At 71.6% G+C, this 24409-nt stretch carries 24 protein-coding genes and 1 tRNA gene; 10 read left to right on the top strand and 15 right to left on the bottom strand.

The window, feature by feature from the left end; all coding sequences use genetic code 11:
* Positions 1 to 21: 21 nt before the first annotated feature.
* Positions 22 to 2088 (bottom strand): potassium channel family protein, encoded by a 2067-nt coding sequence (locus O3438_RS24575; protein WP_269682104.1) that lies wholly within the window; start codon positions 2086 to 2088, stop codon positions 22 to 24.
* Between the two features lie 94 nt (positions 2089 to 2182).
* Between O3438_RS24575 and O3438_RS24570 the strand changes: the two genes are divergently transcribed.
* The 4 genes from O3438_RS24570 (at position 2183) to O3438_RS24555 (ending at position 6166) form a co-directional block, all read left to right on the top strand.
* A complete protein-coding gene (locus O3438_RS24570; protein ID WP_269682103.1) occupies positions 2183 to 2665 on the top strand; it encodes an MSMEG_6728 family protein in 483 nt (160 codons plus the stop codon).
* Between the two features lie 26 nt (positions 2666 to 2691).
* On the top strand, positions 2692 to 4245 hold the full coding sequence (locus tag O3438_RS24565; RefSeq protein WP_269682102.1) for a hydroxysqualene dehydroxylase: 1554 nt from the start codon (positions 2692 to 2694) through the stop codon (positions 4243 to 4245).
* Between the two features lie 66 nt (positions 4246 to 4311).
* Positions 4312 to 5511, top strand: coding sequence for a hypothetical protein (locus O3438_RS24560; RefSeq protein ID WP_269682101.1), 1200 nt, complete (start codon positions 4312 to 4314; stop codon positions 5509 to 5511).
* 211 nt (positions 5512 to 5722) lie between these two features.
* Positions 5723 to 6166, top strand: a complete 444-nt coding sequence (locus tag O3438_RS24555) for an HNH endonuclease (RefSeq protein WP_269682100.1) — start codon at positions 5723 to 5725, stop codon at positions 6164 to 6166.
* A 69-nt stretch (positions 6167 to 6235) separates the two neighbouring features.
* Here the strand turns inward: O3438_RS24555 and O3438_RS24550 are convergent, their stop codons facing one another.
* Entirely contained in the window at positions 6236 to 7888 is a 1653-nt protein-coding gene (locus O3438_RS24550) for a serine/threonine-protein kinase (RefSeq protein ID WP_269682099.1), read from the bottom strand.
* A 97-nt stretch (positions 7889 to 7985) separates the two neighbouring features.
* Complete coding sequence (locus O3438_RS24545; protein WP_269682098.1) at positions 7986 to 8759, bottom strand: enoyl-CoA hydratase/isomerase family protein; 774 nt, start codon at positions 8757 to 8759, stop codon at positions 7986 to 7988.
* A 342-nt stretch (positions 8760 to 9101) separates the two neighbouring features.
* On the opposite strand from O3438_RS24545, the gene O3438_RS24540 reads away from it, so the two are divergent.
* On the top strand, positions 9102 to 9650 hold the full coding sequence (locus O3438_RS24540) for a hypothetical protein (RefSeq protein ID WP_269682097.1): 549 nt from the start codon (positions 9102 to 9104) through the stop codon (positions 9648 to 9650).
* Here O3438_RS24540 and O3438_RS24535 read toward each other — a convergent pair.
* The 4 genes from O3438_RS24535 to O3438_RS24520 all read right to left on the bottom strand — a co-directional run bounded on the left by O3438_RS24535 (position 9638) and on the right by O3438_RS24520 (position 11340).
* Positions 9638 to 10282 carry a histidine phosphatase family protein gene (locus O3438_RS24535; protein WP_269682096.1) on the bottom strand — a complete coding sequence of 215 codons (645 nt, stop codon included), beginning with the start codon at positions 10280 to 10282 and terminating at the stop codon, positions 9638 to 9640. The two genes, O3438_RS24540 and O3438_RS24535, sit on opposite strands and share 13 nt — an antisense overlap.
* Positions 10283 to 10346: 64 nt before the next feature.
* A complete protein-coding gene (locus O3438_RS24530) occupies positions 10347 to 10766 on the bottom strand; it encodes a VOC family protein (protein WP_088991350.1) in 420 nt (139 codons plus the stop codon).
* 35 nt (positions 10767 to 10801) lie between these two features.
* On the bottom strand, positions 10802 to 11203 hold the full coding sequence (locus O3438_RS24525; RefSeq protein WP_269682095.1) for a helix-turn-helix domain-containing protein: 402 nt from the start codon (positions 11201 to 11203) through the stop codon (positions 10802 to 10804).
* A gap of 60 nt (positions 11204 to 11263) precedes the next feature.
* Positions 11264 to 11340, bottom strand: a tRNA-Thr gene (locus O3438_RS24520).
* Between the two features lie 351 nt (positions 11341 to 11691).
* On the opposite strand from O3438_RS24520, the gene O3438_RS24515 reads away from it, so the two are divergent.
* Positions 11692 to 12783 (top strand): ABC transporter ATP-binding protein, encoded by a 1092-nt coding sequence (locus O3438_RS24515; RefSeq protein ID WP_088987349.1) that lies wholly within the window; start codon positions 11692 to 11694, stop codon positions 12781 to 12783.
* 168 nt (positions 12784 to 12951) lie between these two features.
* Positions 12952 to 13539 carry a hypothetical protein gene (locus O3438_RS24510; protein ID WP_269682094.1) on the top strand — a complete coding sequence of 196 codons (588 nt, stop codon included), beginning with the start codon at positions 12952 to 12954 and terminating at the stop codon, positions 13537 to 13539.
* A 79-nt stretch (positions 13540 to 13618) separates the two neighbouring features.
* Here the strand turns inward: O3438_RS24510 and rlmB are convergent, their stop codons facing one another.
* Together rlmB and cysS are read right to left on the bottom strand one after the other, a co-directional pair.
* On the bottom strand, positions 13619 to 14749 hold the full coding sequence (gene rlmB / locus O3438_RS24505; RefSeq protein ID WP_269682093.1) for a 23S rRNA (guanosine(2251)-2'-O)-methyltransferase RlmB: 1131 nt from the start codon (positions 14747 to 14749) through the stop codon (positions 13619 to 13621).
* Complete coding sequence (gene cysS, locus O3438_RS24500; RefSeq protein ID WP_269682092.1) at positions 14749 to 16164, bottom strand: cysteine--tRNA ligase; 1416 nt, start codon at positions 16162 to 16164, stop codon at positions 14749 to 14751. Before cysS ends, rlmB begins: the two co-directional genes overlap by 1 nt.
* Before the next feature lie 231 nt (positions 16165 to 16395).
* On the opposite strand from cysS, the gene O3438_RS24495 reads away from it, so the two are divergent.
* Together O3438_RS24495 and O3438_RS24490 are read left to right on the top strand one after the other, a co-directional pair.
* Entirely contained in the window at positions 16396 to 16992 is a 597-nt protein-coding gene (locus tag O3438_RS24495; protein WP_442929738.1) for a helix-turn-helix domain-containing protein, read from the top strand.
* Between the two features lie 903 nt (positions 16993 to 17895).
* Positions 17896 to 18453, top strand: a complete 558-nt coding sequence (locus tag O3438_RS24490) for an endonuclease domain-containing protein (RefSeq protein WP_269682090.1) — start codon at positions 17896 to 17898, stop codon at positions 18451 to 18453.
* A 192-nt stretch (positions 18454 to 18645) separates the two neighbouring features.
* Here the strand turns inward: O3438_RS24490 and O3438_RS24485 are convergent, their stop codons facing one another.
* The 3 genes from O3438_RS24485 to O3438_RS24475 all read right to left on the bottom strand — a co-directional run bounded on the left by O3438_RS24485 (position 18646) and on the right by O3438_RS24475 (position 22163).
* Entirely contained in the window at positions 18646 to 20334 is a 1689-nt protein-coding gene (locus O3438_RS24485; RefSeq protein WP_269682089.1) for a S8 family serine peptidase, read from the bottom strand.
* Positions 20335 to 20431: 97 nt separating this feature from the next.
* Entirely contained in the window at positions 20432 to 21130 is a 699-nt protein-coding gene (locus O3438_RS24480; protein ID WP_269683744.1) for an HAD family hydrolase, read from the bottom strand.
* A 67-nt stretch (positions 21131 to 21197) separates the two neighbouring features.
* Entirely contained in the window at positions 21198 to 22163 is a 966-nt protein-coding gene (locus O3438_RS24475; RefSeq protein WP_269682088.1) for an EamA family transporter, read from the bottom strand.
* Between the two features lie 86 nt (positions 22164 to 22249).
* Here O3438_RS24475 and O3438_RS24470 point away from each other — a divergent pair, with 86 nt between their 5' ends.
* A complete protein-coding gene (locus tag O3438_RS24470) occupies positions 22250 to 22795 on the top strand; it encodes a CGNR zinc finger domain-containing protein (RefSeq protein ID WP_269682087.1) in 546 nt (181 codons plus the stop codon).
* Here O3438_RS24470 and O3438_RS24465 read toward each other — a convergent pair.
* The 3 genes from O3438_RS24465 to O3438_RS24455 all read right to left on the bottom strand — a co-directional run bounded on the left by O3438_RS24465 (position 22762) and on the right by O3438_RS24455 (position 24390).
* On the bottom strand, positions 22762 to 23337 hold the full coding sequence (locus O3438_RS24465) for a GNAT family N-acetyltransferase (protein ID WP_269682086.1): 576 nt from the start codon (positions 23335 to 23337) through the stop codon (positions 22762 to 22764). The two genes, O3438_RS24470 and O3438_RS24465, sit on opposite strands and share 34 nt — an antisense overlap.
* 67 nt (positions 23338 to 23404) lie before the next feature.
* Positions 23405 to 23587: a DUF397 domain-containing protein gene (locus O3438_RS24460; RefSeq protein WP_269682085.1), complete on the bottom strand. Its 183-nt coding sequence runs from the start codon at positions 23585 to 23587 to the stop codon at positions 23405 to 23407.
* Positions 23578 to 24390, bottom strand: coding sequence for a helix-turn-helix domain-containing protein (locus O3438_RS24455; RefSeq protein WP_269682084.1), 813 nt, complete (start codon positions 24388 to 24390; stop codon positions 23578 to 23580). The genes O3438_RS24460 and O3438_RS24455 overlap by 10 nt, the downstream gene beginning before the upstream one ends.
* Positions 24391 to 24409: the final 19 nt, after the last annotated feature.

The raw sequence follows: 24409 nt of genomic DNA, 5'->3' as shown, positions 1-24409 counted from the left end.
TGTCGCTCAGAGGCAGGACGATCAGCCCGACCGTGTCGCGCGGGGATCAGGTTCGTCCCGCGGACGGGCGTCGTCCGCGGACGCGCTGGTCCACAGGTCAGCGCCCGCGCCCTGGGCCGGCGGCACCACCCCGACGGTCGGCGAGCGCGACGGTGACACCGGGTGGGCCGCGCCGGGGGCGGAGGCTGCTACCTCCTGATCGCTCGGCCCGGCCGCCGAGGCGTGCTCGGCGGGGACGGGCAGCGAGCCCGCGGATCGGGCGGCACCGGGTGACGCCGGCACGGGCCGGGGCACCGATCCGACGTGGTCGGGTGGCGTCAGCGTCCTGCCCGGCACGGGTGGCGCGCACTGCCGGGTCAGCCAGTCCAACCCCCGCCGGCGGGCGACAACTGTCAACCGGTCGCCCGCGAAGATCACCTGTCGGGGGTCGAGGTCCTTCCACCAGATCGTCCTGCCCCCGCCAGCCGGAGTCCGGGCGATCAGTCGGACCTGCCCGTCCCGGTTGACCACGTCCAGCGGTCGTCCGTCCAGCTCGGATCCGGCGGCGACCGGCACCTCCGCAACCGGCAGCGCGTGCCGGTCGACCGGAATCGTGGTGATCACGGCGCGTTCGGTGAGTGCACCGATGAAGGCCGGGGCGGCCAGGTAGGAGACCGACCGGGACACCCCGAGGGCAAAGGTCTCCTCCACCCGCTCGGCGAAGTCACCGTCGAAGAACCGCAGCACCACCCGCAGGTCGTTACGCAGATCGCGGGCGGTGAGCGCCGCCTCCAGGTTGGCGACGTCGTCGGTGGACGCCACCACCAGCGCCTGGCATTCCGCCACCGACGCGGCGACGAGCGTCTCCGGTAGTGCGGCGTCGCCGACGATCAGCGGCACCTCCAGTTGACGGGCCAGGGCGGCGCCGCGCGGTTCCGGGTCCTTGTCGATCGCCACCACCTCAACGTCGTACTCGCGCAGTTGCGCCATCACCCGGGTGCCGACGTTGCCCAGGCCGATCACCACGACGTGCCCGGCCCGCGCCGGCTGCAACCGGCCGGTGTGCAGAGCCAGCCGGGCGTTGACGATGCCGTCCACCACCACCGCGGTGATCAGCGGGATGAGCGCCAGGCCGGCCAGGTTGAGCACCACCTGCATGACCTGCGCGTCCGCCGGCTTGCCAGTGTCCGGGTCGGCGCCGCTGAGGGTGGTGACGAGCGTCAGATACAACGCCTCCAACGGAGACACGTTCTCGGCGCGGGAGATCAGCGCCCCCAGCACCGCGATCAGCGCGAGCACCAGCATCACCGCGATGCCGATCTTGCGGGTGGCGAAACCACGTACGGCCCGCACCAGGACCGCGATCGGACGACGCCGTCGACGGGCCCGGACCAACCGACGGGCGGCGACCTCGGTGCCCGGAGGCTGCCCGGTCGCCTCGGCGAGCACCAGGTCGGCACCGGCCTGCTCGGCCGGCAGCAACTCCACACCCTGCGCCTCGGTGAGGTGCGCCAACGCGCAGACCACGTCCTGCGGTCGCACGTCGGCTCGCCGCGCCACCCGCAGCGTCTTGTCCCGATGTTGAAAGGAGCTGGGGTCGACCTCGTTGAGCGCGGCGGCCACGAAGGCCGGCGCGGCCATCTCGGCGTCGGAGAGCACCTCGACGGGCGCCTTCAGCAGTTTGCGCACGCCGTCGGCGAGGGTGCCGTTGAACATCCGCAGCACCTGGCGGACCCGCTGGTCGACGGCCTGCGCGCAGAGCGCGGCATGCAGGTTGCCGACGTCGTCCTGGTTGAGCAGGGCCAATCCGGCCGCCCCGGCCAGGCCGGCGGTCTCGAACGTGTCCACGTCCAGCCGATCCGAGCGGACCACCCGGACTCCTCGTAGTGCCGCCACGTCCGGACCGTTGCTGCGGTAGCGCTCCGGCACCACCACTGTCACCCGGGCCCCACCTACCGGCAGCTCGGATTCGAGCATCGCCCGGGCCACGTAGTAGGCGAGCGCGTCCTTCCCGCAGATCACGTAGTGCGGTCTCGGATCGCCGGCGGAACGCAGTCGCCAGTTCCACTCGACCGCCCGTCGCGCCCGGTCCCGCCACGGCTCTGCCATGCCCGGATCGTAATCAGCGCTGCCCTGCTGGGCGACCCTGTCCGGATCATCCCCGGTCAGGCATGCCCGGCCCGGCGACGGGTAGAGCAGCGGCATGCAGACGTTCCTCCCGTACCCGGACTTCCTGGCCAGCGCCCGCACGCTGGACCAGAAGCGGCTGGGCAAGCAGCGGGTGGAGGCCATCCAGGTGCTGCGCGGGCTGACCCGACCCGACTACGGCTGGCGCAACCACCCGGCCGTGAAGATGTGGGCCGGGTACGAGGAGGCGCTCACCCGCTACGGGCTGGACATGTGCGCGGTGTGGACCGAACCGGGGCGGGCGGACACCTGCGCCACCACGATGACCGTCGACCTCGCCGCCGCCTGCGGGGCCGCCGTCGTACGCACCCAGGCGGAGCTGGAGCAGGCCGGCGAGCTGCCCCCGTGGTTGGGCCGAGACGACCTGCACCTGAGCCACCGCTCGTCGTTGCTGCGCAAGGACCCGACGCACTACCGCCCCCTGTTCGGCGACGACGTCCCGGAGGATCTGGAGTACGTCTGGCCCGCCTCCGACCGTGAGCGCCGCTGCCTTCCGTAGGGGAGACTGGCCGACGGAGGTGTGCCATGGCGTTGTCGCAAGTGGTGGGTCGGCTCATCGGCGTACGGCAGCATGTGGTGGACCCGGGCGGCGGTGGCGCGGACCGCGTGCCGCGACCCACCACGGCGGTGGTGGTCGGTGGCGGCATCGCCGGCATGTCGGCGGCGGTGGTGCTGGCCGAGCGCGGTGTTGCGGTGACCGTGCTGGAGGCCGCGGCGACGCTCGGTGGTCGACTGGGCGCTTGGCCGGAGGCGCTCCCGGCCGGCAGCCAGCAGAACGAGCACGGTTTCCACGCGTTCTTCCGGCAGTACTACAACTGGCGCTCGGTCCTCCGCCGGGTCGACGCTGATCTGGGCTTCCTCAAGCCCATTCCGGGCTACCCGATCCTCAGTGAACAGTGGCCGACCGAGGAGTTCGGCAGGCTGCCACCGGCTCCACCGGCGAACCTGCTCGCGCTGCTGCTGCGCAGCCCCAGCCTACGCCTGGCCGACCTGCGTCTGATGGATCGGGACGCCGCGTTGCCGCTGCTCACCTACGATCCGGTACGCACCTACGCCGAGTTGGACGACGCCACCGCCGACGAATTGCTGGCCTCGCTGCGGCTGCCGGACCGGGCCCGGGCGATGCTGTTCGAGGTCTTCTCGCACTCGTTCTTCAATCACGAGGCCGAGATGTCGGCCGCGGAGATGGTCGCCCAGTTCCACTTCTACCTGCTCGGCAACCCGGAGGGGCTGGCGTTCGACTGCCCTGACGAGGACTACGCCACGGCGATCTGGGAGCCGCTGACCCGGCACGTCGAGAAGCACGGCGGGCGGGTGCTCACCAACTCCGCCGTGACCGGCGTGCACCGTGACGCTGGCGGCTGGCGGGTGACGACCACCGACGGCGGCAGCCACCCGGCCGGGCACGTGGTGCTGGCCGTCGACCCGCCGGCGCTCGCCGCGCTGGTCGCGGCGTCTCCCGATCTGGTCGAGCAGGCACCGGAGCTGGCGGCACGGATGCCCGCGTTCGGCCGGCCCGGTCCGCCGTACGCGGTGGCGCGCTACTGGTGCGACGGGGACGTGGCCGCCGAGCGGGCGGTGTTCAGCGGGGTGTCCCGGCAGCCCACTCTGGATTCGGTGACCCTCTACCACCGGTTGGAGAACGAGCCGAGGCGCTGGGCGCGACAGACCGGCGGGTCGGTCATCGAGCTACACGCGTACGCCTGCGAGCCCGGCGTTCCGGCCGACGAACTGGCCGAGCGGATGCGCCGCGAGCTGGTCGCGCTCTGGCCGGAGGCCGGCGACCTGCGGGTCCGCGAGTTGCGAGCGCGGGTCGAGGCGCAGGCGCCGGCGTTCACGCCGGGCAGCCACGCCTGGCGTCCGGGGGTACGCACCGACGCGCCCGGCGTCTACCTGGCCGGCGACGGTATCGCCACGGACTTCCCGAGCGCGTTGATGGAACGCTCCGCGGCGACCGGGATCATCGCCGCGAACCACATCCTGCGGGCAGAGGGCGCGTCGGCCGAGCCGGTGCGTTCGATCCGACCGCGAGGGCTGCTGGCCGGACGAGGCAAGCCGAATCGACAAAACCCGACATAAGCCACATAAGCTGCCGTACGCTCGAATGATCAACCGTCGATCGGCCGGGCGGGAGGGCAGCGGACGATGTCACCACTGCACCGCGCCGGCGGCGACAATCGCGACGACGAGGTCGGCCGCGACGACGCGTACCCACTGATCCGCGACGAACGCTCCTGCATCGTCACCGCGTTACGGCTGGGCTGGTGGATGGCCGACGCCTACCACCACGGTCAGCACGCGGACCTGGGAGCAGCGTCCGCCGAGGCGCGTCCGGCCGTACCGCCGGCCAAACTCTCCAACCTCACCGAGATGTCCCCGCACCGACGGATGCGGATGTACCTCGACGGAGTGGACGTCGCCCTGGCCCAGATCGCCGAACTCACCCGACACAACGGGCCGGTGCCCGACACCGCCACCGCCCGGACCCTCCTGCCCGACCTGGACCGGCCCGACACCGCCGACCCGGTGCCCCTGCTGCTCGCGCTCGACGACCTCAACGTGGACGTGCTCCGCTGGGCGATGGCCACCAACCACCGGGTCGGCCTGGCCTACCGGCTGGGCCGGTCGGTGGCCGACACCGTCCGGGCCGGCGACGCCACCCAGTTGCTGCGGCAGTTCGGCGGTCGACAGATCCAGATCAGCAGGTGGTTGGACGAGTTGGCCACAGTCCTGCCGCCGTACTCGGCAGCCGTGGTGCGTCGGTCACTGGCCGCCTGGTCGGACGCCGTCGACCGGGCGGGCCACGGCGATCCGGCCGTGCCGACGCCCGTCGAGCTGAGCCGGGCGCTACGCGGCCAGGGTGACCTCTGGCGCGACGTGCTCACCGGCGGCCTGCACCCGCGCGACCTGCTGGACGAGGAGGACTACGCGGTGATCGCCAGGAACCTGATGATCCGGGACCGGCGACTGGTGGCGCAGGCGGCACGGGGCATCTTCTGGCCGGTGCTCGTACCCGTGTTGGTGGTGCTCTTCGCGGTGGTGGGCGTGAGTGCCGCCGCGGCGGCCGGCTCACCGGCCACCCGGGCCACCGTCGCCCTGGTGGGCCTCGGTGCCGGACTGGCCGCGATCTGGCGGTCGGTGTCCGGCCCGGCGCTGGCGGTCGCGGGCGAGGTCAACCGCCCGCTGCTGGACAGCGAACTCACCGCGCGGATGGCCGTGCGGTTGAACCGACCACTGACCACCGCGCAGGCGCCGCCACGAGCGACGTCCCGCCGCCAGCGGCGTCCCGAGAACGCGGGCCGATCGAAATACGTTGCCGGTGTCTCCCCCGCCGACCTACCGTGATCGCGCAAGGTCAACCACCACCGCAGGAGCAGCTATGACGATGTCGCACGTCACCACCGTGCCGTCGTTGCTGCCCGGTGACGGTTGGCGCGCGGAACGTCCCCGGGCGGGCCGGCCCGACTGACGCGTACCCGTACGCGTCGAGCCGCCCGTCCGACAGCCGGACCGGGCGGCTCTTCGCTGTCCGGTCACCGTTGGGAAAGGAGTCCCGGTGGACGCCGTCCTCGTCGTCAACGCCGACCTCGGCCCGCTGCACCGGGTCACCGTCCAACACGCCGTCCGGATGCTCTGCCGTCGGGTGGCCGAGATCCACGAGGCCGAGCCGGACCAGGTCATCGGGGTCTTCCCGATGCCCCGGGTGGTACGGCTCGTCCGCTACGTGGTCACCAGGTGGCGCTTCAGCTCCGGACCGACCTGGTCCCGCTCCGGTGTGCTGCGCCGCGACGACAGGTGCTGCGCTTACTGCGGCGGAGCAGCCTCCACCATCGACCACATCCTGCCCCGCTCGCGCGGCGGCCGGAACACCTGGCGGAACACCACCGCCGCCTGCTACGCCTGCAACCAGCGCAAGGGCGACCGGACGCCGGCGGAGGCAGGCATGCCACTGCGCCGGGAACCGGTGAACCCGGGCTGGGGGGCGCTGGCCGGGCGGTGACGGACCGGCCGGCGGGAACGGGGGGCCGTGTCCGGGCACATCCCGGCCACGGCACCCGCCGGCCCCCGATCAGCCGGTGCGCTCCTTGACCTTCGAGTTCGGGCGACCGTTGGGGCAGTTCACCCGGATCTCACTGGTGTGCTCGGAGGAGGTCAGCTCGACCTGGATCTGCTTCGCCGGGCCCGGGTCGTACGCCTCGGCCCGGAAGCCGGGGGCGGGCGTCACCGCGAGCACCTCGACCGACTTCCCGACGCACCGGAAGGTGACAGTTCCGCCGCGCGCGTCCGCCGACGTGCCCTCACCGGGGGTGGGCGTCGGCGCGGCCGCGGTCGGGCTCACGGTCGGGCTCGGCGCTGGACTGCTGGCGGACGGGCTCGGACCGGACGGAGGGCCCGACCGGGTAGCAGGCGCGCCGCTCTGGGGCGGCGGGACGACCACCGGTCCCGTGTCGTCCACGACGAGCGGCTCCTCGCTGCTCGGCATCCCCACGGTGGTGGTGCCCGGGCCGCTACCCGTCGAGGGCCCCGTCGGCCCGTGCCGGCGGTTGTTCGAGTCGCCGAGCGACCCGGCCATCGCCACCGCGACCAGCACCGCGCCGCTGACCGCCACCATTGCCCGTCGCCGACGCCACGTGTCCCGCCGGGAAACCGGCTCGACGCTCCCCGTCGCGGTCGGATCGGCGCGCGGCGCGCGGTCCTCTCCGGTGCCGCCAGCCCTCGGCGCGGTGGCCGCCCCTGCCGCGTCAACGCCCTGCGCGGTGGCCGTGCCTTCCGTGCCAGCAGCCGACTTGGTGGCCGCCCCTTCTGTGCCAGCAGCCGGATCGACGTCCTCGGAGGCAGGGCTGGCGGGCGTCCCGCTCACCTCGGTAGCCGGGCTGGCGGCCGTCCCGCCGACCCCACCGGCCGGGCTGGCAGAGGCGGTGGCGTCGAGCAGGATGCGGGCCGCCTCGACGGCCGGCGGCCGGTCGGCGGGATCGCGGGCCAGGCACCAGCGGTAGAGACGGTGGACCTCGGACGGCACACCGTCGATCGGGGGCAGCGGGGCCGGCTCGACGTGCGTGTGGGCGCGGAGCATCCCGCTCTGCGCCTCGGCAGGCCGCGGCAGCCGACCGGTGAGCACCCGGTGCAGCAGCAGGCCCAGGGCGTACACGTCGCAGGCGGGCAGGACCTCGCCGGCCTCCAGTCGCTCGGGGGCCAGGTAGGCGGGCGTACCCAGCAACCGCCCCTCAAAGTCGATCTCCGAGTCTCCGGCCGCCGCGGCGATGCCGAAGTCGAGCACCTTCGCGCCCTTGGGCGTGAGCATCACGTTGGTGGGCTTGATGTCACGGTGCACCAACCCCCGCGCGTGCGCGTCGGCGAGCGCGGAGGCCACCTCGGCGCACACCCGCAGACCGGCGCGGGGCGGCAACGGCCCGGCCGCCAAGCGCTGTTCGAGGGTGTGACCGCCGAGCAACTCCATCACCACGAACGGGACCTGGACGCCGTCGACCGACGATTCGCCGTAGTCGTAGACGCTTGTGACGTGCGGGTGCGACAGTCGGGCCGCAGCCCTGGCCTCGCCCTGGATCCGCTGCCGCGCGCCTGCGTCCGACGCGACCAGCACCTTCACCGCGACATCCCGTTCGAGCACTTCGTCGTACGCCCGGTGCACCTCCGACATGCCACCACTGCCGAGGCGCTCCAGGAGCCGGTAGCGGCCCGCGAGCAACTGATCACGCTGCACGACCGACAGCCTGCCGTACCGACCCGACGTCGGGCCACCCGGGATCGAGGTCTCGCAATGGGTGCAGGTCAGCCCGATCGCGCACAGACCCCTGTGGTCAGTCGCCCGTCGGTGGTTGCCAGGCGAAGCGGGGCGTACGGCGCTCGGCGATCGCCGCGACACCCTCCCTGGCCTCGCCGGTGGTCACCACCTTCCGGTGCCACCAGGCCACCCGCGCCGGCCCGGCCCGATCGTCGATGATCTCCTTCGCGGCGGCGACGCTCACCGGCGACCGTTGGGCGATCGTCGCCGTCAACTCCTCCACCCTTGCGGCGAGCCGGTCAGCCGGCACCACCTCGTCGACCAGGCCGACCCGCAGGGCACGTTCGGCGTCGATCAGCTCGGCGGTGAACAGCAGGTGCTTGGCGGCGGACGGGCCGACCAGCCGAGCAAGCCGGCGCGTGGTCGGTGCCGGATAGACCAGACCGAGCCGGGCCGGCGGTACGCCGAAACGAGCGTCTTCGGCGGCGATCCGCAGGTCACAGGCGACCGCGAGCTGCGCGCCACCACCGACGCAGGCACCCCGGACGGCCGCCACTGTCGGCTTGGCGAAACGGGCCAGCCGTTCCTCGGCGTCCACGGCGATGCTGGCGTCACCGGCGTCGAGCAGCTCGGCCAGATCACCGAGGTCGGCGCCCGCGCAGAAGGCGTCGCCGGAGCCGGTGAGCACCAATGCCCGTACGTGGGGGTCGGGCTCCAGCCGGTCGAGCAGTTCGGGGAGCTGACGCCACATGGCGGCCGTCATCGCGTTACGCCGAGCCGGATTGTGGATCACCACCGTCGCGACCGGTCCGGTCACCTCGACTGTCAACTCCGCGTCCGACACGCCCACCTCCCCATTCGCGCCACAGTGCGCAACGACGCCGACCGACCCGCGACGCACCCGACCCGCGAAGCGAAGCCGACCTACCTGCGACGCACCCGACCCGCCAAGCGACGCCGACCGACCCGCGACGCCGCGCGCCGGGCCCGGCGACCATAACCGCGCCGGCTCGTGACCGATCGACCAGGCCCGCCGCAGGCGTTGTGCTCGGCAATCTTGGACAGTTTCCGTTACGCGCTAACGGAAACTGTCCAAGATTGCCACAACCGAGCTAGGCATGAGATCGACGACGCTGTCCGGGGGATGCAGTCGACCGGGGAACCGACACCGCGGGCCGCGCGTCCGACGAGGATGAGAGTCACGTCGACAACCGGCGTCACCGTTGCGCTACTGGTCGCCCTGCTGGCCGGGTGCACCAGCACCGACCGGGCCGGCACCGCCGGAAATCCTCCTCCGGAGACCCCCGCACCGACGGCCACCCTCCCGGCAACCGGCATCCCGACGCCCGGCGTCACCCCGACGGTCGCCCCGACTGTCGACGCCACCGCCGCCCAGGTGACGCTGCGGATGTCTGGCGGCTTCGCCGGGCGTGGTGACTCCATAACGGTCGAGCCGGACGGCCGGTGGACCATGGTGGACCGGGCCGGCAGTCGACGCAGCGGCACACTCACTCCTGCTGACCTGGGCAGCCTGACCAGCCTGGCCACCGACCCCCGGCTGGCTGCCGAAGCGGGGCCGCCACCCACCTCGACCAGCTGCTCGGACGTGTTCCACTACCGGCTGACCGTCGGCGGCAACGAGAGCGGGTACGCCGACTGCCCGGCCGACGCGAGCCCGCCGACGGTCACCCAGGCGGTGGTCAAGCTGCTGCTGCGGGCCACCGGCACCTACACCAGGTAGTCCGGGGGCAGCCCGGTGGCCCGCAACTCCGGCGGAAGATGGGCCACGTCGTTGACGGCGAGCAGGTTCGGCGGGCCGGAGGGGCTGTACCGGATCACTGTCAACCCCGCGTTGTGCGAGTTCAAGCCCAGCCAGCGCCGCTCCGGGGCGTCGAGGGCGTGCCGCACCAGCCAGCCGATCAGGAAGGTATGCGTCACGACCAGCTCCCGGACCGGCTCGTCACCGGCTGTCGCCTCGACGTCCGGCCCGGCGAACCGCCGCACGGCCGCCGCCGTCACCCGCGGCCCGTCGACCCGCTGGGCCGCCGTGAACTGGGCCAGAAACGTCGCGTACGCGGGCGGCAGGCCGGTCGGGTCCGTGTCGTGTGGAAGGTGGTCACCGGCGAGCTCCGTCTCGTACACCGGAACCTCGGGCAGCGACGCGGCGACCAGCCTGGCGGTCTGCGCGGCCCGGCGCAGCGGCCCGTGGTGGACGGCGGCGAAGCGTCGGCCCCGCAACCGTTCGCCGAGCAGGGTGGCCTGCTGCCGGCCCCGCTCCGACAGGCCGGAGTCGGGTTCCTCGGTCGCGGCACTGCTCAGACCGGTCAGGTCCTGTTCGGCGTGCCGGGCGAGGTACAGCAGTCGGGTGATCATGTCGAACACCCCAACACACCGGGAGGCGCGGTTGCGACCCCGCGCCCCCCGGTCCCGGGAACCCTCAGGCGCGCGGGAACATCTGGCCAATGCGGATCTTGTTACCGAACGGGTCCCGGATGCCGAAGTCGATCCCGTACGGGCGCTCGGTCGGCTCGTCGGTGATCTCGACGCCCTTCGCCACGAGATCCTCGTGCGTCTTGTGGGCGTCGTCGGTGGTCATGAAGAGGTACCCGCCCAGGGCGCCCTTCGTGAGCAACTCGCGGACCTGCTCGGCGGTGGCCGGGTCCATCGCCGGTGGGCCCGGCTTCTCCAGCAGGATCTCCCGCTCCGGGTCGCCGGGCAGGTTGACAGTCAGCCACCGCATGAAGCCGAGATCCTGATCGGTGTTGACCTCCATGCCGAGCTTGTTCACGTAGAAATCGAGCGCCTCGTCCTGGTCGAGGACGTAGATCTGGGAGCGGCTGATCGCGTTCATCGTCATGCCCATGACGCTAGAGGTCGACCGTGACCTGCTGCTTATCCAAAACTGCTGGGTCGCGTCCAGGCTTTGGTGAAGCACGACGGGACGTTGGCCGAAGCGACGCGATGACGCCGGAAGTCCGAGGGCGACTCGCCGACGATCTGCCGGAACGTGCGGCTGAACGTGCCCAGGCTGCCGAAGCCCACGGCGTAGCAGATGTCCGTGACATCCCGGTTGGACTCCACCAGCAACGTCATGGCCCGCTCCACCCTGCGACGTTGCAGGTAGCGGTGCGGGGTCTCGCCGAACGTCGCCCGGAAGGTACGGATGAAGTGCGCCTCGGAGACGTGCGCGATCCGGGCCAGGGCGGGGATGTCCAGAGGCTCGGCGTACGCCCGGTCCATCGCGTCCCGGGCGCGCAGCATCGCCCGGTTCGACTCCTCCACCGCCCGACTCATCGGCCTCCGTATCGCCCGGTCGACCGTTGCGCCCCCCGATGCGGGATCGGAGGGTATAGATGGAGCCCCCGGCCGGGATCGAACCGGCGACATCTCGCTTACAAGGCGAGTGCTCTGGCCAGCTGAGCTACAGGGGCGCGTGTGTCGAGGTCAGCATAGCGAGTGACTTCCGGATATCCCGCTCGCGAGGCCTCCCGAGCACGGGAAACGTCAACAACCCGACGCCAATACGCCTTCGCAGCGCTCGCCGGTGTGTCGATTGATGTCCGACCGTGCCGGAGTGACCGGAATGCGTACCCGGGCCACCGTCGTTCGATGCTCCCTCACCTTGGCAGCACGGTGAAACACGTTTACGGTTCATGACACGGACGACGACCCGGCGCCCTCGCGACCGAGCCGCCGTCCGTTGGCCGGCGCGGACACGCGCCGGTCGCTCCTTCACTCGGATCGTCCGGCACGTTCCTGCCGGTGAAAGGAAGCGCTTCACCATGGCTACGGTCACCTATTCCAAGGCTTCCCGGGTCTACCCGGGCCAAGAGCGTCCCGCCGTCAACGAGCTGGACCTCGAAATCGGCGACGGTGAGTTCCTCGTCCTGGTCGGCCCCTCCGGTTGCGGTAAGTCCACCAGCCTGCGGATGCTCGCCGGCCTGGAGGACGTGGACGCCGGCTCGATCTACATCGACCAGCGTGACGTCACCCACCTCCCCCCGAAGGCCCGCGACATCGCGATGGTCTTCCAGAACTACGCGCTCTACCCGCACATGACGGTGTACGAGAACATGGCGTTCGCCCTCAAGCTGCGCAAGACCTCCAAGTCGGAGATCGACCGGCGGGTCAAGGAGGCGGCCGGGCTGCTCCAGCTGGAGGAGTACCTCAGCCGTAAGCCGAAGGCGCTCTCCGGTGGTCAGCGTCAGCGTGTCGCGATGGGCCGGGCGATCGTCCGCGAGCCGCAGGTCTTCCTCATGGACGAGCCGCTGTCGAACCTCGACGCCAAGCTGCGTGTGCAGACCCGTACCCAGATCGCGTCCCTGCAGGCCAAGCTGGGCGTCACCACCGTCTACGTCACGCACGACCAGGTCGAGGCCATGACCATGGGTCACCGGGTCGCGGTGCTGCTCGACGGTGTCCTCCAGCAGGTGGACACCCCGCGGGCGCTCTACGACACCCCGGCCAACGTGTTCGTCGCCGGCTTCATGGGCTCGCCCGCCATGAACATCAAGACCGTTCCGCTGAACGAGAAGGGCGCCGAGTTCGCCGAGATGTACATCCCGCTGACCCGGGAGCAGGTCGAGGCGGCCCGCGCCGAGGGTGGCGACGGCAAGGTCACCGTGGGCTTCCGCCCGGAGGACTGCGAACTGGTCAGCCCGACCGAGGGCGGCATGCCGGTCGTGGTCGAGCTGGTCGAGGACCTCGGCTCGGACGCCAACGTCTACGGTCACGCCGCGCTCGGTGGCAACTCGGAGCGCTTCGTCGTCCGCACCGACCGGCGCAACATGCCGAACATGGGTGACACCGTGTTCGTCAAGCCGACCGCCGGCCGTAGCCACGTCTTCCACGCCTCCACCGGCAGCCGGATCTGACGTAACGCCGCACCGACAGGGGGCGGTCCGCTTCGGCGGGCCGCCCCTGTCGTCGTACCGGTGGGAGGTCGTCACCCGGTGGAGCCAGCGCGGATCTGGCTCTCCAGGGTGATCCGGCGCGGTCGGTCGCGGTCGTACCGTCACGGCAGTCCGATCCGAGGAGACGCCGTGCCCACCATCGCCACCGCTCACCCGACCACTCGTGGCCGGTCGTACCAGCTCGCCCGCCGCTCCGGTCGCAGCCTCGCCTACTGCGCCACGCTGCTCCCGGTCGCCGTGTTCACTCTGGTGACCGTCCCACTGGGCGGTGCCGGCCCCGCCGTCGCACGGTGGCGCGGCCTGCGTACCGGACTGCTCGACATGCCACCCACGGCCGTGCCCGGCCGGCGGCCCGGCCGGATCGCGGTGCTCGGCCACGCGCTGCTCAGCCTGCTCGTCGGCGCGGTGGCGGTGCTGCCGCTCGGCGTTGAGGTGTTGATGGTGCTGCGCGGCATGCTGTACGGCCTGGTGGACCCCGGCCCGTACGACAATTCCTGGGGTGGGCCGACCCGGGCCGGCGCGTGGGTGGCGCACTTCCTCGTCGGCCTGCCGCTGGCCGCCGCCGGGCTGGCCGCGCTGGTCGGCATCGCCCTCGTGCACCAGCGGCTGACCCGGAGCCTGGACGGGGAACGGAGCCCACGCTGGTTGCTACCGACCCTGCTGCTGATGGCGGCGGCCGGGACGGCGCTCTTCGTCGCCTGGACCCACCAGATCTAGACGCGCGGCCGGTTCGGCCTGCCGGTCCTACGAGCGACGAGGCCCCCTCCACGTGGGAGGGGGCCTCGTCGACGTGTGTCTACAGCTCGACGGAGCGCCGCCGGGCGACCTCGGCCAGGGCGACCGCCGCCGCCACGCTGGCGTTGAGCGACTCGACCTCGGAGATCATCGGGATGCTGACGGTCAGGTCGCAGGTCTCCCCGACCAGGCGGGACAGACCTCGGCCCTCGGACCCGACCACCACCACCAGCGGGCCGACAGCGGCCTCCAGGTCGTACAGGTCGGTGTCGCCGTCGGCGTCCAGGCCGACGACCATGAAGCCGGCGTCCCGGCACGCCTTCAACGACCGGGTCAGGTTGGTCACCTGCGCCACGGGCACCCGCGCGGCCGCGCCGGCACTGGTCCGCCAGGCGGTCGCGGTGATTCCGGCAGCACGACGCTCGGGTACGAAGACACCCTGCGCGCCGAACGCCGCAGCCGATCGGATCACCGCACCCAGGTTACGGGGATCGGTGACGCCGTCCAGCGCGACCAGCAGCGGGGCCTGCTGCTCCAGGGAAGCGGCGACCATGTCCTCGAAGGGCTGGTACGCGAACGGCGGCACCTGCAACCCGACGCCCTGATGCAGCACCCCACCGGTCATCCGGTCCAACTCGGCCCGGCTGATCTCCAGGTTGGCGATGCCCCGGTCGGCGGCGGTCCGGATGATCTCCTTGGTCCGCTCGTCCACGTCGATGCCCTGGGCCGTGTAGAGCGCCGTCGCCGGCACCTGGGCGCGCAACGCCTCCAGCACCGGGTTACGCCCGACCAACAGCTCCGGGGAGTCCTTGGAGGGGTTGGACTTGCGCCCCGGGGAGACCCGGGGACCGGACCGCGCGGTGGGCTTGCCACCCCGACCACCGGTCGCGCCCCGACCGACCGGTACGCCCCGACCGCCACCCTTGCCCCAGGTGGTGTCCTTGGTGCCCGGCTGACCGATCTTCGGGGCGCGCCCCTCCTCGGCCGCCACCCGGCGCTCCTTGTCCTGCTTCCAGGCGGTGCGCTGCGGCAGCTTCTCGGTGCCCGAGTAGCCCTTGTGCCACGGCCGCTCGTCAGCGGGCAGGGTGCGACCCCGCCCGGCCAGTGAGTCCTTGTTCTTGCCGCCGGAGCCCTTGGGGGCGCTTGCCTTCGACGTCAGTCGCCGGCCACGGCGCTGCGAGTTGCCGGCCATCAGTCCTGCTCTCCAATAGTCCAACGGGGGCCCTGGGGGGTGTCCTCGACCACCACGCCGGCCAGCTTGAGCTGGTCACGTACCGCGTCGGCGGCGGTCCAGTCCTTGCGGCCCCGGGCCTGCGCGCGCTGCTCCAGGGCCAGCGCGATCAGGGAGTCCACCACGGCACGGAGATCATCGGGTCGGCCGCCACCGGTCCAGGCCGGGTCGAGGGGGTCGATCCCGAGGATATCCAGCATTGCCCGTACCACGGCCAGGGTGGTGCGGACAGTCACATCGTCGCCGGCGCTCAGCGCGGTGTTGCCGTCCCGCAGGTGCTGTTGCAGCACGGCCAGCGCGGCGGACGTGTTGAGGTCGTCGTCCATCGCCGCCACGAACCCGGCCGGCAGGTCGCCCAACTGCCCGGCACCGACCCGCTCGGCCGCCCGCTGCACGAAACCCTCGATCCGGCGGTACGCGGTGGCCGCGTCGCGCAGCGAATCCTCCGAGTAGTCGATCACGGAGCGGTAGTGCGCGGCGGCGTAGTAGTAGCGCAGCTCCACCGGCCGGACACCGAGCGAGTCCACGTACGCCAGGCCCAACGCGTTGCCAGCGGACTTGCCCATCTTGGCCCCACCGATGCTGAGCAGCCCGTGGTGCACCCAGTAGCGGGCGAACGGCAGCCCGGCGGCCTGGGACTGGGCGATCTCGTTCTCGTGGTGCGGGAACGTCAGGTCCAGCCCACCGCCATGGATGTCGAACTCCGGGCCGAGATACCGCCAGCACATCGCCGAGCACTCGATGTGCCAGCCCGGACGGCCCAACCCCCACGGCGACGGCCAGTACGCGTCGGCCGGCTCGTCCGGTTTGGCACCCTTCCAGAGCGCGAAGTCACGTGGGTCCCGCTTGCCCCGGTCGGGCGCGTCCCCGGCCGACTGCATCGCGTCCGGCGACTGACCCGACAGCGACCCGTACGCCGGCCAGGACGCCACGTCGAAGTAGACGTCTCCGGAACCGTCGGTGGCCGGGTACGCGTGCCCGTCCGCGATCAACTTCGTGATCAGCTCGTGCATCTCCGGGATGTGCCCGGTGGCGCGCGGCTCGTAGGTGGGCGGCAACACGTTCAACGACCGGTACGACTCGGCGAGGAGCAGCTCGTTCGCGTACGCGATCGACCAGAACGGTCGCCCCTGGTCACCCGCCTTGACGAGGATCTTGTCGTCGATGTCGGTCAGGTTGCGGATGAAGGTGACCTCGTAGCCGGCGGCCAGCAGCCAGCGACGCAGCACGTCGTAGTTGACGCCGGAGCGAAGGTGACCGATGTGCGGCGGAGCCTGAAGAGTGAGACCACACAGGTAGACCCCCACCTTGCCGGCTTCCCGCGGGACGAAGTCCCGCACCGATCGGGTGGCGGTGTCATACAGGCGTAGCGTCACCGTACAAGGGTAGCTGTCCGTGCCTGTCCGGGTCCGCCGGTGCCGGGTCGTACGCTGCCAGGCGTGGATGCGACAGGACGCTCCGGTGAGACTCCGGCCGACCCCAGCGCCCCCGCCGCCGGGCTCCCGAGCCAGGCCGGCGGCGTCGCTGGGCGGGCCGACACCAGCGCGGGGCAGGCCGGCGGCGTCGCTGGGCGGGCCGGGGAGGCGTCGCAGACCCTCGACCGGGGGTTGCGGTTGCTGCACCTCGTCGCGGACGCCCCGGGCGGTCTGACCGTCACCGAGGCCGCGCACCAACTCAGCATCGGTCGCGCGGCCGTCTACCGACTGGTCAGTCCGCTGATCGGGCACGGCATGCTGCGGCGGGACAGCGACGGCCGACTGCGCCTCGGCGCCGGCCTGCTGCACCTGGCCCGACGCGCTCAGCCGCTGCTCGCCGAGGGCGCGCTGCCCGCGCTACGACGTCTCGCCGAGCTGGCCGGCGCGACCGCGCACCTGACAGTGGTCGAGGCCGGCGAGGGCGTCGCGCTGGCCGTGGTCGAGCCGAGCTGGACGTCGTTCCACGTCGCGTACCGGGCCGGGGCACGGCATCCGCTGGACCGGGGGGCGGCGGGCCGGGCCATCCTGGCCGGTCGCACCGGGCTGGCGGAGCCGGTGAGCAGCAGCGGGGAGTTGCAGGCCGGCGCGTACGGGGTAGCCGCACCGGTGCTGGGCGTGCCTGGCCTGGAGGCCAGCGTCGGGGTGGTCGCGCTCGCCCCGCTGGACGTCGACACGATCGGCCCCCAGGTGCTGGCCGCCGCGAAAGCCATCGCCAGCGCCTTGAGCTGACCCCGCTCGCCGCCCGCTCGCCTCCCGCTTGACCGCACGCCGCCCCACAAGCGCTTGATCACCTCGTGTTCACGGATGTCGGGGTATCGCACTGCTAGTGATGGCCCGACTTTCAGGAACGCGAGTGGATCACCCTCCGCGCGAATGATGACTGGCCCCTACCGGCCGCGTCATACCACGATCAGTGCGCGAAGTGCCGGTCGTCCACAGGCGCAGGCGGCCGTCCCGGGTCGGGTTGTCCACAGGGGTTTCGGCGGTCGGCCGGCGGCCGGCAGGCTGCTCCGCATGCCACCTCGTCCGCACCGCCCCGATGCTCTGACCTGGCAGGTCTTCCGTGGCTCCGACGCTGTTCGCGAGGGCCTGCTCACCGAGCACCAGCTACGCAGCGCCGCCTGGGTGCGGCTACGCCACGACATCTACGCCGACGCACGGCTCGACCGGGACCACGCCCTGTCGTGTCGCGCCGCACTCCTCCGACTTCCGCCCGGGGTGACCGTCGGAGGCCCATCGGCCGCGTACCTGCTCGGTGTCGAACACGCTGCGGCCTTCACCGACGACGTACACGTCCTCGTGCCGCAATCGCCTCGAATCGGCCCACAGCGCGGCCTCCGCGTGCACGTCAACGCCATCACCTCACTGTCCGACGGCGAGACACCAGAGCGAGTCGGGCAATCACCGGCCTCCCGCCGTCCACCCGGCCCAAGGCATTCGACGGGCCCGGGGCGTCCACCGGCCGCAGGCCGACCACCGGGCGGCATGGCGACCAGACCAGGAGACATGGCAACCTCCAGACCGGGCGCCATGACCACCAGACCAGGAGACACAACGACCAGGACCAATGCCTTGACGGTCGGACCAGAGGCCAGGACACCCGGACTGGGCGACAGTCGAGCGGCGGCCCTCATGAGCGGTCTGAGCAGTCACCCGGGTGGCCTGATCCCCCGTTCCGACCCCGAGCGGGCAGCCTGGGAGACGGCCGTCTGGCTTGACCCGCTCCGCGCTATCGCCATCATCGACTCGCTGCTCGGTCAGGGTTTGACCGATCGTGACGCGCTGGCCGGCATGGCCGACCGCAACGCCGACCGGCCGGGTGGGCGGCGGGCGCGGTGGCTCTTCGACCTGGCCGACGGCGGAGCCCAGTCTCCGCCGGAGTCGCACCTGCGCGTGCGTCTCATTCTCGGAGGGCTGCCGCGCCCGGTCGTCCAGCACCCGATACGCCTGCCCAGCGGGGTGGTCCTGCACCCCGACCTGGCGTGGCCGGAATATCGGGTGGCGGTCGAGTACGACGGGCAGTGGCACTCCGACGCGGACCAGCTGCACCGCGATCGCCGCAGACTGAACCTGCTGGTCAGTGCGGGTTGGTTGGTGTTGCACGTGACGAGTCGACGGCTGCACGGCGAGTTTCCAGCTGTGCTCCGTGAGGTACGTGCCGCGCTGACCAGCCGAGGTTGGCGACGGTGACCGCCCCACCAGCCTTGATCGACTCGCGTTCCTTGCAAGCGCGGTGTCAATCGGCCTTCGACAGCGCGGTTTCCAGGAACACGAGTGGATCAAAGCCAGGTAGGGCAGAGCGAGCCCGCAGGTCGGGCGGCGGAGGCCCGGAATGCCAGCGGGCCCGGTCGACAGTGGTCGACCGGGCCCGCTGGGGGTGCCTTACGGGCGGGCGTTCGGCTTGAGCGGGGTCTTCACCGCCGCGTAGGCGTCGACGATCCCGTAGCCGTAGAAGCCGTTGAAGTTGACCCCACCGGCGCAGTACGCGTCGTAGGTCTCGTCCCGGCCCTCGTTGCGGTACTGCTGCAACCGCGGCTCCGGGCAGGCGTGCTCGGCGGCCGTGCGGTAAAGGTGCTGCTCGACCAGGTCCGGCGACATGCCGAAGCCGGTCCGGCCCTGCGCCTTGCCGTACCGGCTGACGATCAGCGCGGCGACACCGGCGGCGTGCGGGGACGCCATCGAGGTGCCCTGGAGGTAGGTGTAGTAGCCGCACTCACCGTTGGCCTTGCACTGCTTGAAGACCGACTCCTCGAAGCCGGCGACGATGTTGCCGTCGGCGTCGACCGAGCCCTCCTCCTGAAGCACGTGCTTCGGGTACGTGGACAGGATCATGTTGGCGTCGGTACGGAACGTGTCGGTGCCGAAGCCGTCCCGGAACCAACCACCGGGGGCTGCCACCGAGATCTGCTCGGTGCCGTAGTTGGAGAAGTCCGACTTCTTGCCGGACGGGCCGACCGACGACACACCGATCACGTGCGGGCCTTCGGTGGGCAGGTCCCAGCAGCTCTCGTTGTCGATCGGCCGCGGGTACGGGTCGGCGCCGTAGTCCGGGCTGGTGGTGTCGGTGCGCGGCGCGCCCAGGTCTTCGTTGTTGTTGCCGAGCGCACCGACCAGGGTGACGCCCTTGTTGTGGGCGAAGACCAACGCCCGCTTCATCGCCTTGATGATGGCGCGCTGTTCGGCCTGGTCCTCGGGCGAGTCGGCCGGGTTGGCGGTGCAGTTGTAGAGCCACGGGTCGACGTAGAACGACATGTTGACCACGTCGATGCCGGACCGGCCGGCGTGCAGGAGGGCGTTGACCACCGGCTCGAGGAAGAAGTAGCCGGAGTCCTGGCCACCCTTGAGTTCGACGAGCGAGACGTTCGGGGCGACACCGGAGAGGCCGAAGCCGTTGGCGGCGGCACCGATGGTGCCGGCCACGTGGGTGCCGTGCCCACCGTCGTCGGTGCCCACCGGGTCGAGGCAGCTCGGCACCTCGCAGGGGCCGTCCACATCGATCAGGTCGGGTGCGAAGTTGCGCGACAGCGCCCAGTTGAAGTTGGGCGCGATGTCCGGGTTGCTGGCGTCGACGCCGGTGTCGAGCACGCCGACGGTCACCCGACGGTCACCGGGCTCGATCTTGCGGGCCTTGTCGGCCCGGAGCATCGCCAGGCCCCAGAGCTTGTCGTCGAGCGGGTCGAGCTTGGCGCCCTTCCGGGCGGCACCAGCGGCAGCAGCACGGGTGGCTGCGGTCAGGTGCTCCTGCTCGACCCGGTCCAGCTTGGGCTTGCGGCCGATGGCCTTCTGCTCGGCGGCGCCGATCAGTGTCGGAGCGGCGGTCGCCTTGGCCGCGAAGTCGGCCCGGTCGCTGGTGACCTGGTACATGCCGACCTCGTCGGACCGGGACACCACAGTGCCACCGGCGGCCCGGATCGCGGCTACCGCCGTCTCGACGGCGACGCCGTCCTCGGCGACGACGGTGAAGGTGCGGGAGGTGCTCGGCGCGGCGCTGGCCGGCACACCCAGCCCCGCAGCCGTCAGTGCCAGCACTGCCGCTGTCGCGACAGCACCGGCGGTGAAGCGCTTGCTCACCACATCGGATCCTCTCGTTGAGGGACGTGGCAGCCATCACACAACACCCGGCAGGTTTACGCCAGCTGAACGTCCGTTATGGCGGCGAATCTCTGCTTCATCTGACCGGCTCGGCTCCGGGCGCGAGCAACGCCAGCGCCGCCGACAGGTCCGCCACGGTGGACACCTCGGCATCGGGCGTGTGCCCGAGTGGGCGGGGCAGGCCAGTACGGTTCAACCACACCGAGCGGAGGCCGGCGCGCTGGGGCGCCACCACGTCGTGCTCCCACGAGTCACCGACGTACACGATCTGTTCGGCCGGCACCCCCGCCGCGCTGACGACCGCGGCGTAGAACTCCGGGGCGGGCTTCTTGGGCAGGCCGTTCTCGTGCGCGTACACCTCGAAGGCGAACTCCCCGGCGAGCCCGCACCGTTCGGCGCGGCTGTTGCCGTTGGTGGCGAAACCGAGCGTGTAGCTCCGGCGGAGCGTGGCCAGCGCCGCCGGCACGTCTGGGAACGGTCGGGTGAGGGCGAACCGGCGGGCGAAGAAGAGCGCGGTGAACTCGTCCAGGTGGTCGCCCAGCTCGGCGCGGGCCAGCGACCGGGCCAGCGCGGCGCGGCGGATCTCCATCACCGGGGCAGCCGCGAGGTCGCCGAAGACCGCACCCCAGTCCGACTCCAGCTCGTCGAGCGTCACCTCGGCCGCCGCCGGGGTGCGCCGTCGCATCTCGTCGAGAACGGCGACCAGCCCGCCGGTCACCGCCGGCCGCAGGTCGAGCAGGGTTTCGTCGGCGTCGAACACCACGGCGGTCAGCACGACGCCCACTGTTCCACCGGCAACCTGGCACCGACACCCCCGAACCGGGCGCGAGCATTCCGCACGGCTAGCGACCGTCGAGAGCGAGCGCCGGCTCGGGCGAGACCGGCGTGGGCTCCGTCGGCGACCCGCGCAGCTCGTCGAGGCGTACCAACGCGACGCCGGCGACGATCAACGCTCCGCCGAAGAGCTGCCAGCCGGTGGGCAGCTCGTTCAGGAAGAGCCAGGCGATCAGCACCGCGAACAGCACCTCGGTCAGCCCGACGAACGACGACAGCCGGGGGCCGAGGATGCGGGTGCCGGCGATCCCGGCCAGGTACGCGATGACGGCGGCCACCAGCGACAGCCCGGCGATGGGCAGCAACCAACTGGTGGTCCGTCCGGCGAAGGTGACGTCGCCGAAGGTGGCGTGCAGGGGCAGCAGACCGGTCAGCCCGACGAGGAGCAGCACGCCGGCGCCGACTGCCATCCCGCCGCTGGCCATGGCGACCGAGGGCAGCCGGGGGTCGACCCGACCGGCGAGCACGAAGTAGCCGGCCAGGCCGAATGCCGCGCCCAGCCCCCAGAGCACGCCCACCGGGTGGAAGTCGGCGGTGCCGGCGAGGTCGAGGACGAACGCCAGCCCGACCAGGGCGGCCACCGATCCGGCTACGGTGAGCCGGCGGGGTCGCTGCCCGTGTCGCAGCCACATCCAGCCCACGACGAGGATGATGCCCAGGTATTCGAGCAGCAGCGCGACACCGACGGGCAGGTAGCGCACGGCGTTGAAGAAGCAGACCTGGGCCAGGGCCACCCCGAGGAGCCCGAACATCCCGATCGACGTGGCGTTGCCGCGCAGCACCGACCACCTGCCCCGCAATGACAACAGGGCGGGGATCGCCAGCACGAGGGCGGCCACGCCGACCCGGGCGATCACCGCCGACTCGGCCGACCAGCCGGCCTCGATGAGGGATCGCGCGAAGGTGCCGGAGGTGGCGAAGGTGACTGCGGAGAGCAGCGCCAACGCGGCGCCGGCAGCAGGTCGTGAGTGCATGTCGCGCTCCTCGGAGACGGCACCGTGTCATGAGCAAACTATCCTTGTACTGATGACGCTAAGCGTCCGCCCTGACAGGAGTCAAGATGCTATTCGCTCATGACACCGAATGTTCGCTGATCGCCACCGCCGCACTGGTCAACACCGCGGGCCGCGACGGTGAGCTGTTGCCCGACGTCGCCGCGCTCGACGCGTTCTTCGTCCGCCACTCCTACAGCGGCCGGCACGAGCACACCGACGCCGAGTTGCGCGCCGTGAAGGAACTGCGACCCCAGCTCCGTCGCATCTGGCACGCCGAGCCGCCCGAGATCGTCGCGCTGGTCAACGGTCTGCTGCTGGAACACAAGGCGTTGCCCCAGCTCATCGAGCACGACGACGAGCCGTACCACCTGCACGCCGTTCCCCGCGACGCGCCGCTGGCCACCCGGATCGCGGTGGAGGCGGCGATGGCCATGGCGGATCTGGTCCGTTCCCGCGAGCTGAGCCGGCTGCGCATCTGCGAGTACCCGGACTGCGACAACGTCGTCGTCGACCTGTCCCGCAACCGGTCGCGGCGGTTCTGCGAGGCCGGCTGCGGCAACCGCGCCGCCGTTACCGCCTACCGTGCCCGCCGAGCCGCCGGCCGCTCCTGAAGCACCTCGTACTCCACCTCGCCGTGCTCCGTGCCCGGAATCGGGTCGTCCCACTGCAGGTGGAAGGTGCGCACGTGGCGCAGCCCCGCCTTCGCCATCACCCGCCGGGAGCGTTCGTTGACCGCCATCGTCTCGGCCCAGACCCGACGCACCCCGACGGTGTCGAAGGCGTACCGGACCAGCGCCCGCGACCCCTCGGTGGCCAGCCCTCGCCCCCACGCCGAGCGGCGCAGCCGGTAACCCAACTCGGCCTCGCTGCCGTCCGCCGACGGGTCGAGCGCGAACCAACCCAGGAATTCGCCCGACTCCCGATCGAGCGCCGCCCAGCGGCCCAACCCGGGATGCCGCAGGTACTGGGCCAGCAACCTCGGCAACTGCTCGTCCCGGACCGTCGCCGGTGACGTTGGCACCCCACCGCTGAGGAACCGCATCACCTCGGGGTCGCTGTCCAACTCGACCAACGCGTCCACGTCGCCCATGGTCAGCCGTCGAAACCGCAGCCGCTCGGTCTCCGCTGGGACCACCAGGTCACCGTCATCCACGACCGGATCATCCCGTCGCGCCACCCCACCGTCGAGCCGTTTATCCGCCGCGCGCCAGGCAGTCGCGTCAGCGCGGGGGCGCGACCACGAAGAGCCGCCAGGAGTACGCGTCGACTACGAGCACGGGCCCGTCCGGGTCCTTGCTGTCTCGCACCCCGACTACGCCCCCAAGGTCCGTAGCCACCTCGACGCAGTTGCCGTCCTGGTTGCTACGGCTGCTCTTGCGCCACTCAGCGTCGATCAGCTCCACGACTCGGCCACCTCGTTCAGCAACTCGATGGACGCCTGCGGGGGCAGGGCTTCGCCCAAGGTAGCCTCCCAGACCCGTTGCAACCGCAGCAGATCCCGTGGCTGGTCCAACTCCTGGCCACGAACCTGACAGTCCAGGTAGGCCAGCTCCGTGCCGTCGGGCAGGGTGGCCAGCGAGAACTGCCCACCGAGCCCCGGATACTCCTCGGCGGACCGCGGCACCACGTGCAGCCGAACCCGAGGATGCTCGGTGGCGATACCCGCCAGGTGTAGCGCCTGATCGCGCATCACCTTCCGCCCGCCCACCCGTCGGCGCAGCACCGCCTCGTCCAGCACCGCAACGATGTGCGGCGACCGTTCGCTGTAGAGCACCTGCTGGCGGCCCATCCGGTCGGTCAGTCGCCGGTCGACCTCCTCGGAGTCCAGCAGGCCACCAGCCTCGAAGACCGCCCGCGCGTAGGCCTCGGTCTGGAAGAGCCCGGGCACGTAGCGGTGCTCGTACCACCGGATTGTGCGCGACTGCTCAAGGATCGCCTGCCAGCCCCGCAGCCAGGGCTGCGCCCGATCGAGGCTGACCAACTCGGTCGACATGCGGCCGAACAAGCCGCCGGTGTCCAGAGCGCGGTCGACGAGTTCCAGGTACTTCGCGGTGGGCGGTTGTTGACCCAACTCGACGGCGCTGACCATCGACGCCGAGTAGTTGACCGCCTTCGCCAACTCGTCCTGACTCCAGCCCTGCCGGACCCGCGCCCGGCGCAGCTCAGCGATCAGGAACGCCGCCGCCGTCATCTGCCCATCGGCCATGCCAGCCGCCCTCCACCCC

This window comes from Micromonospora sp. WMMC250, from assembly GCF_027460215.1.
GTDB lineage: Bacteria > Actinomycetota > Actinomycetes > Mycobacteriales > Micromonosporaceae > Micromonospora > Micromonospora taraxaci.
The sequence above is the reverse complement of the archived record's forward strand: the minus strand, read 5'-3'. Positions and strand labels throughout refer to the sequence as shown.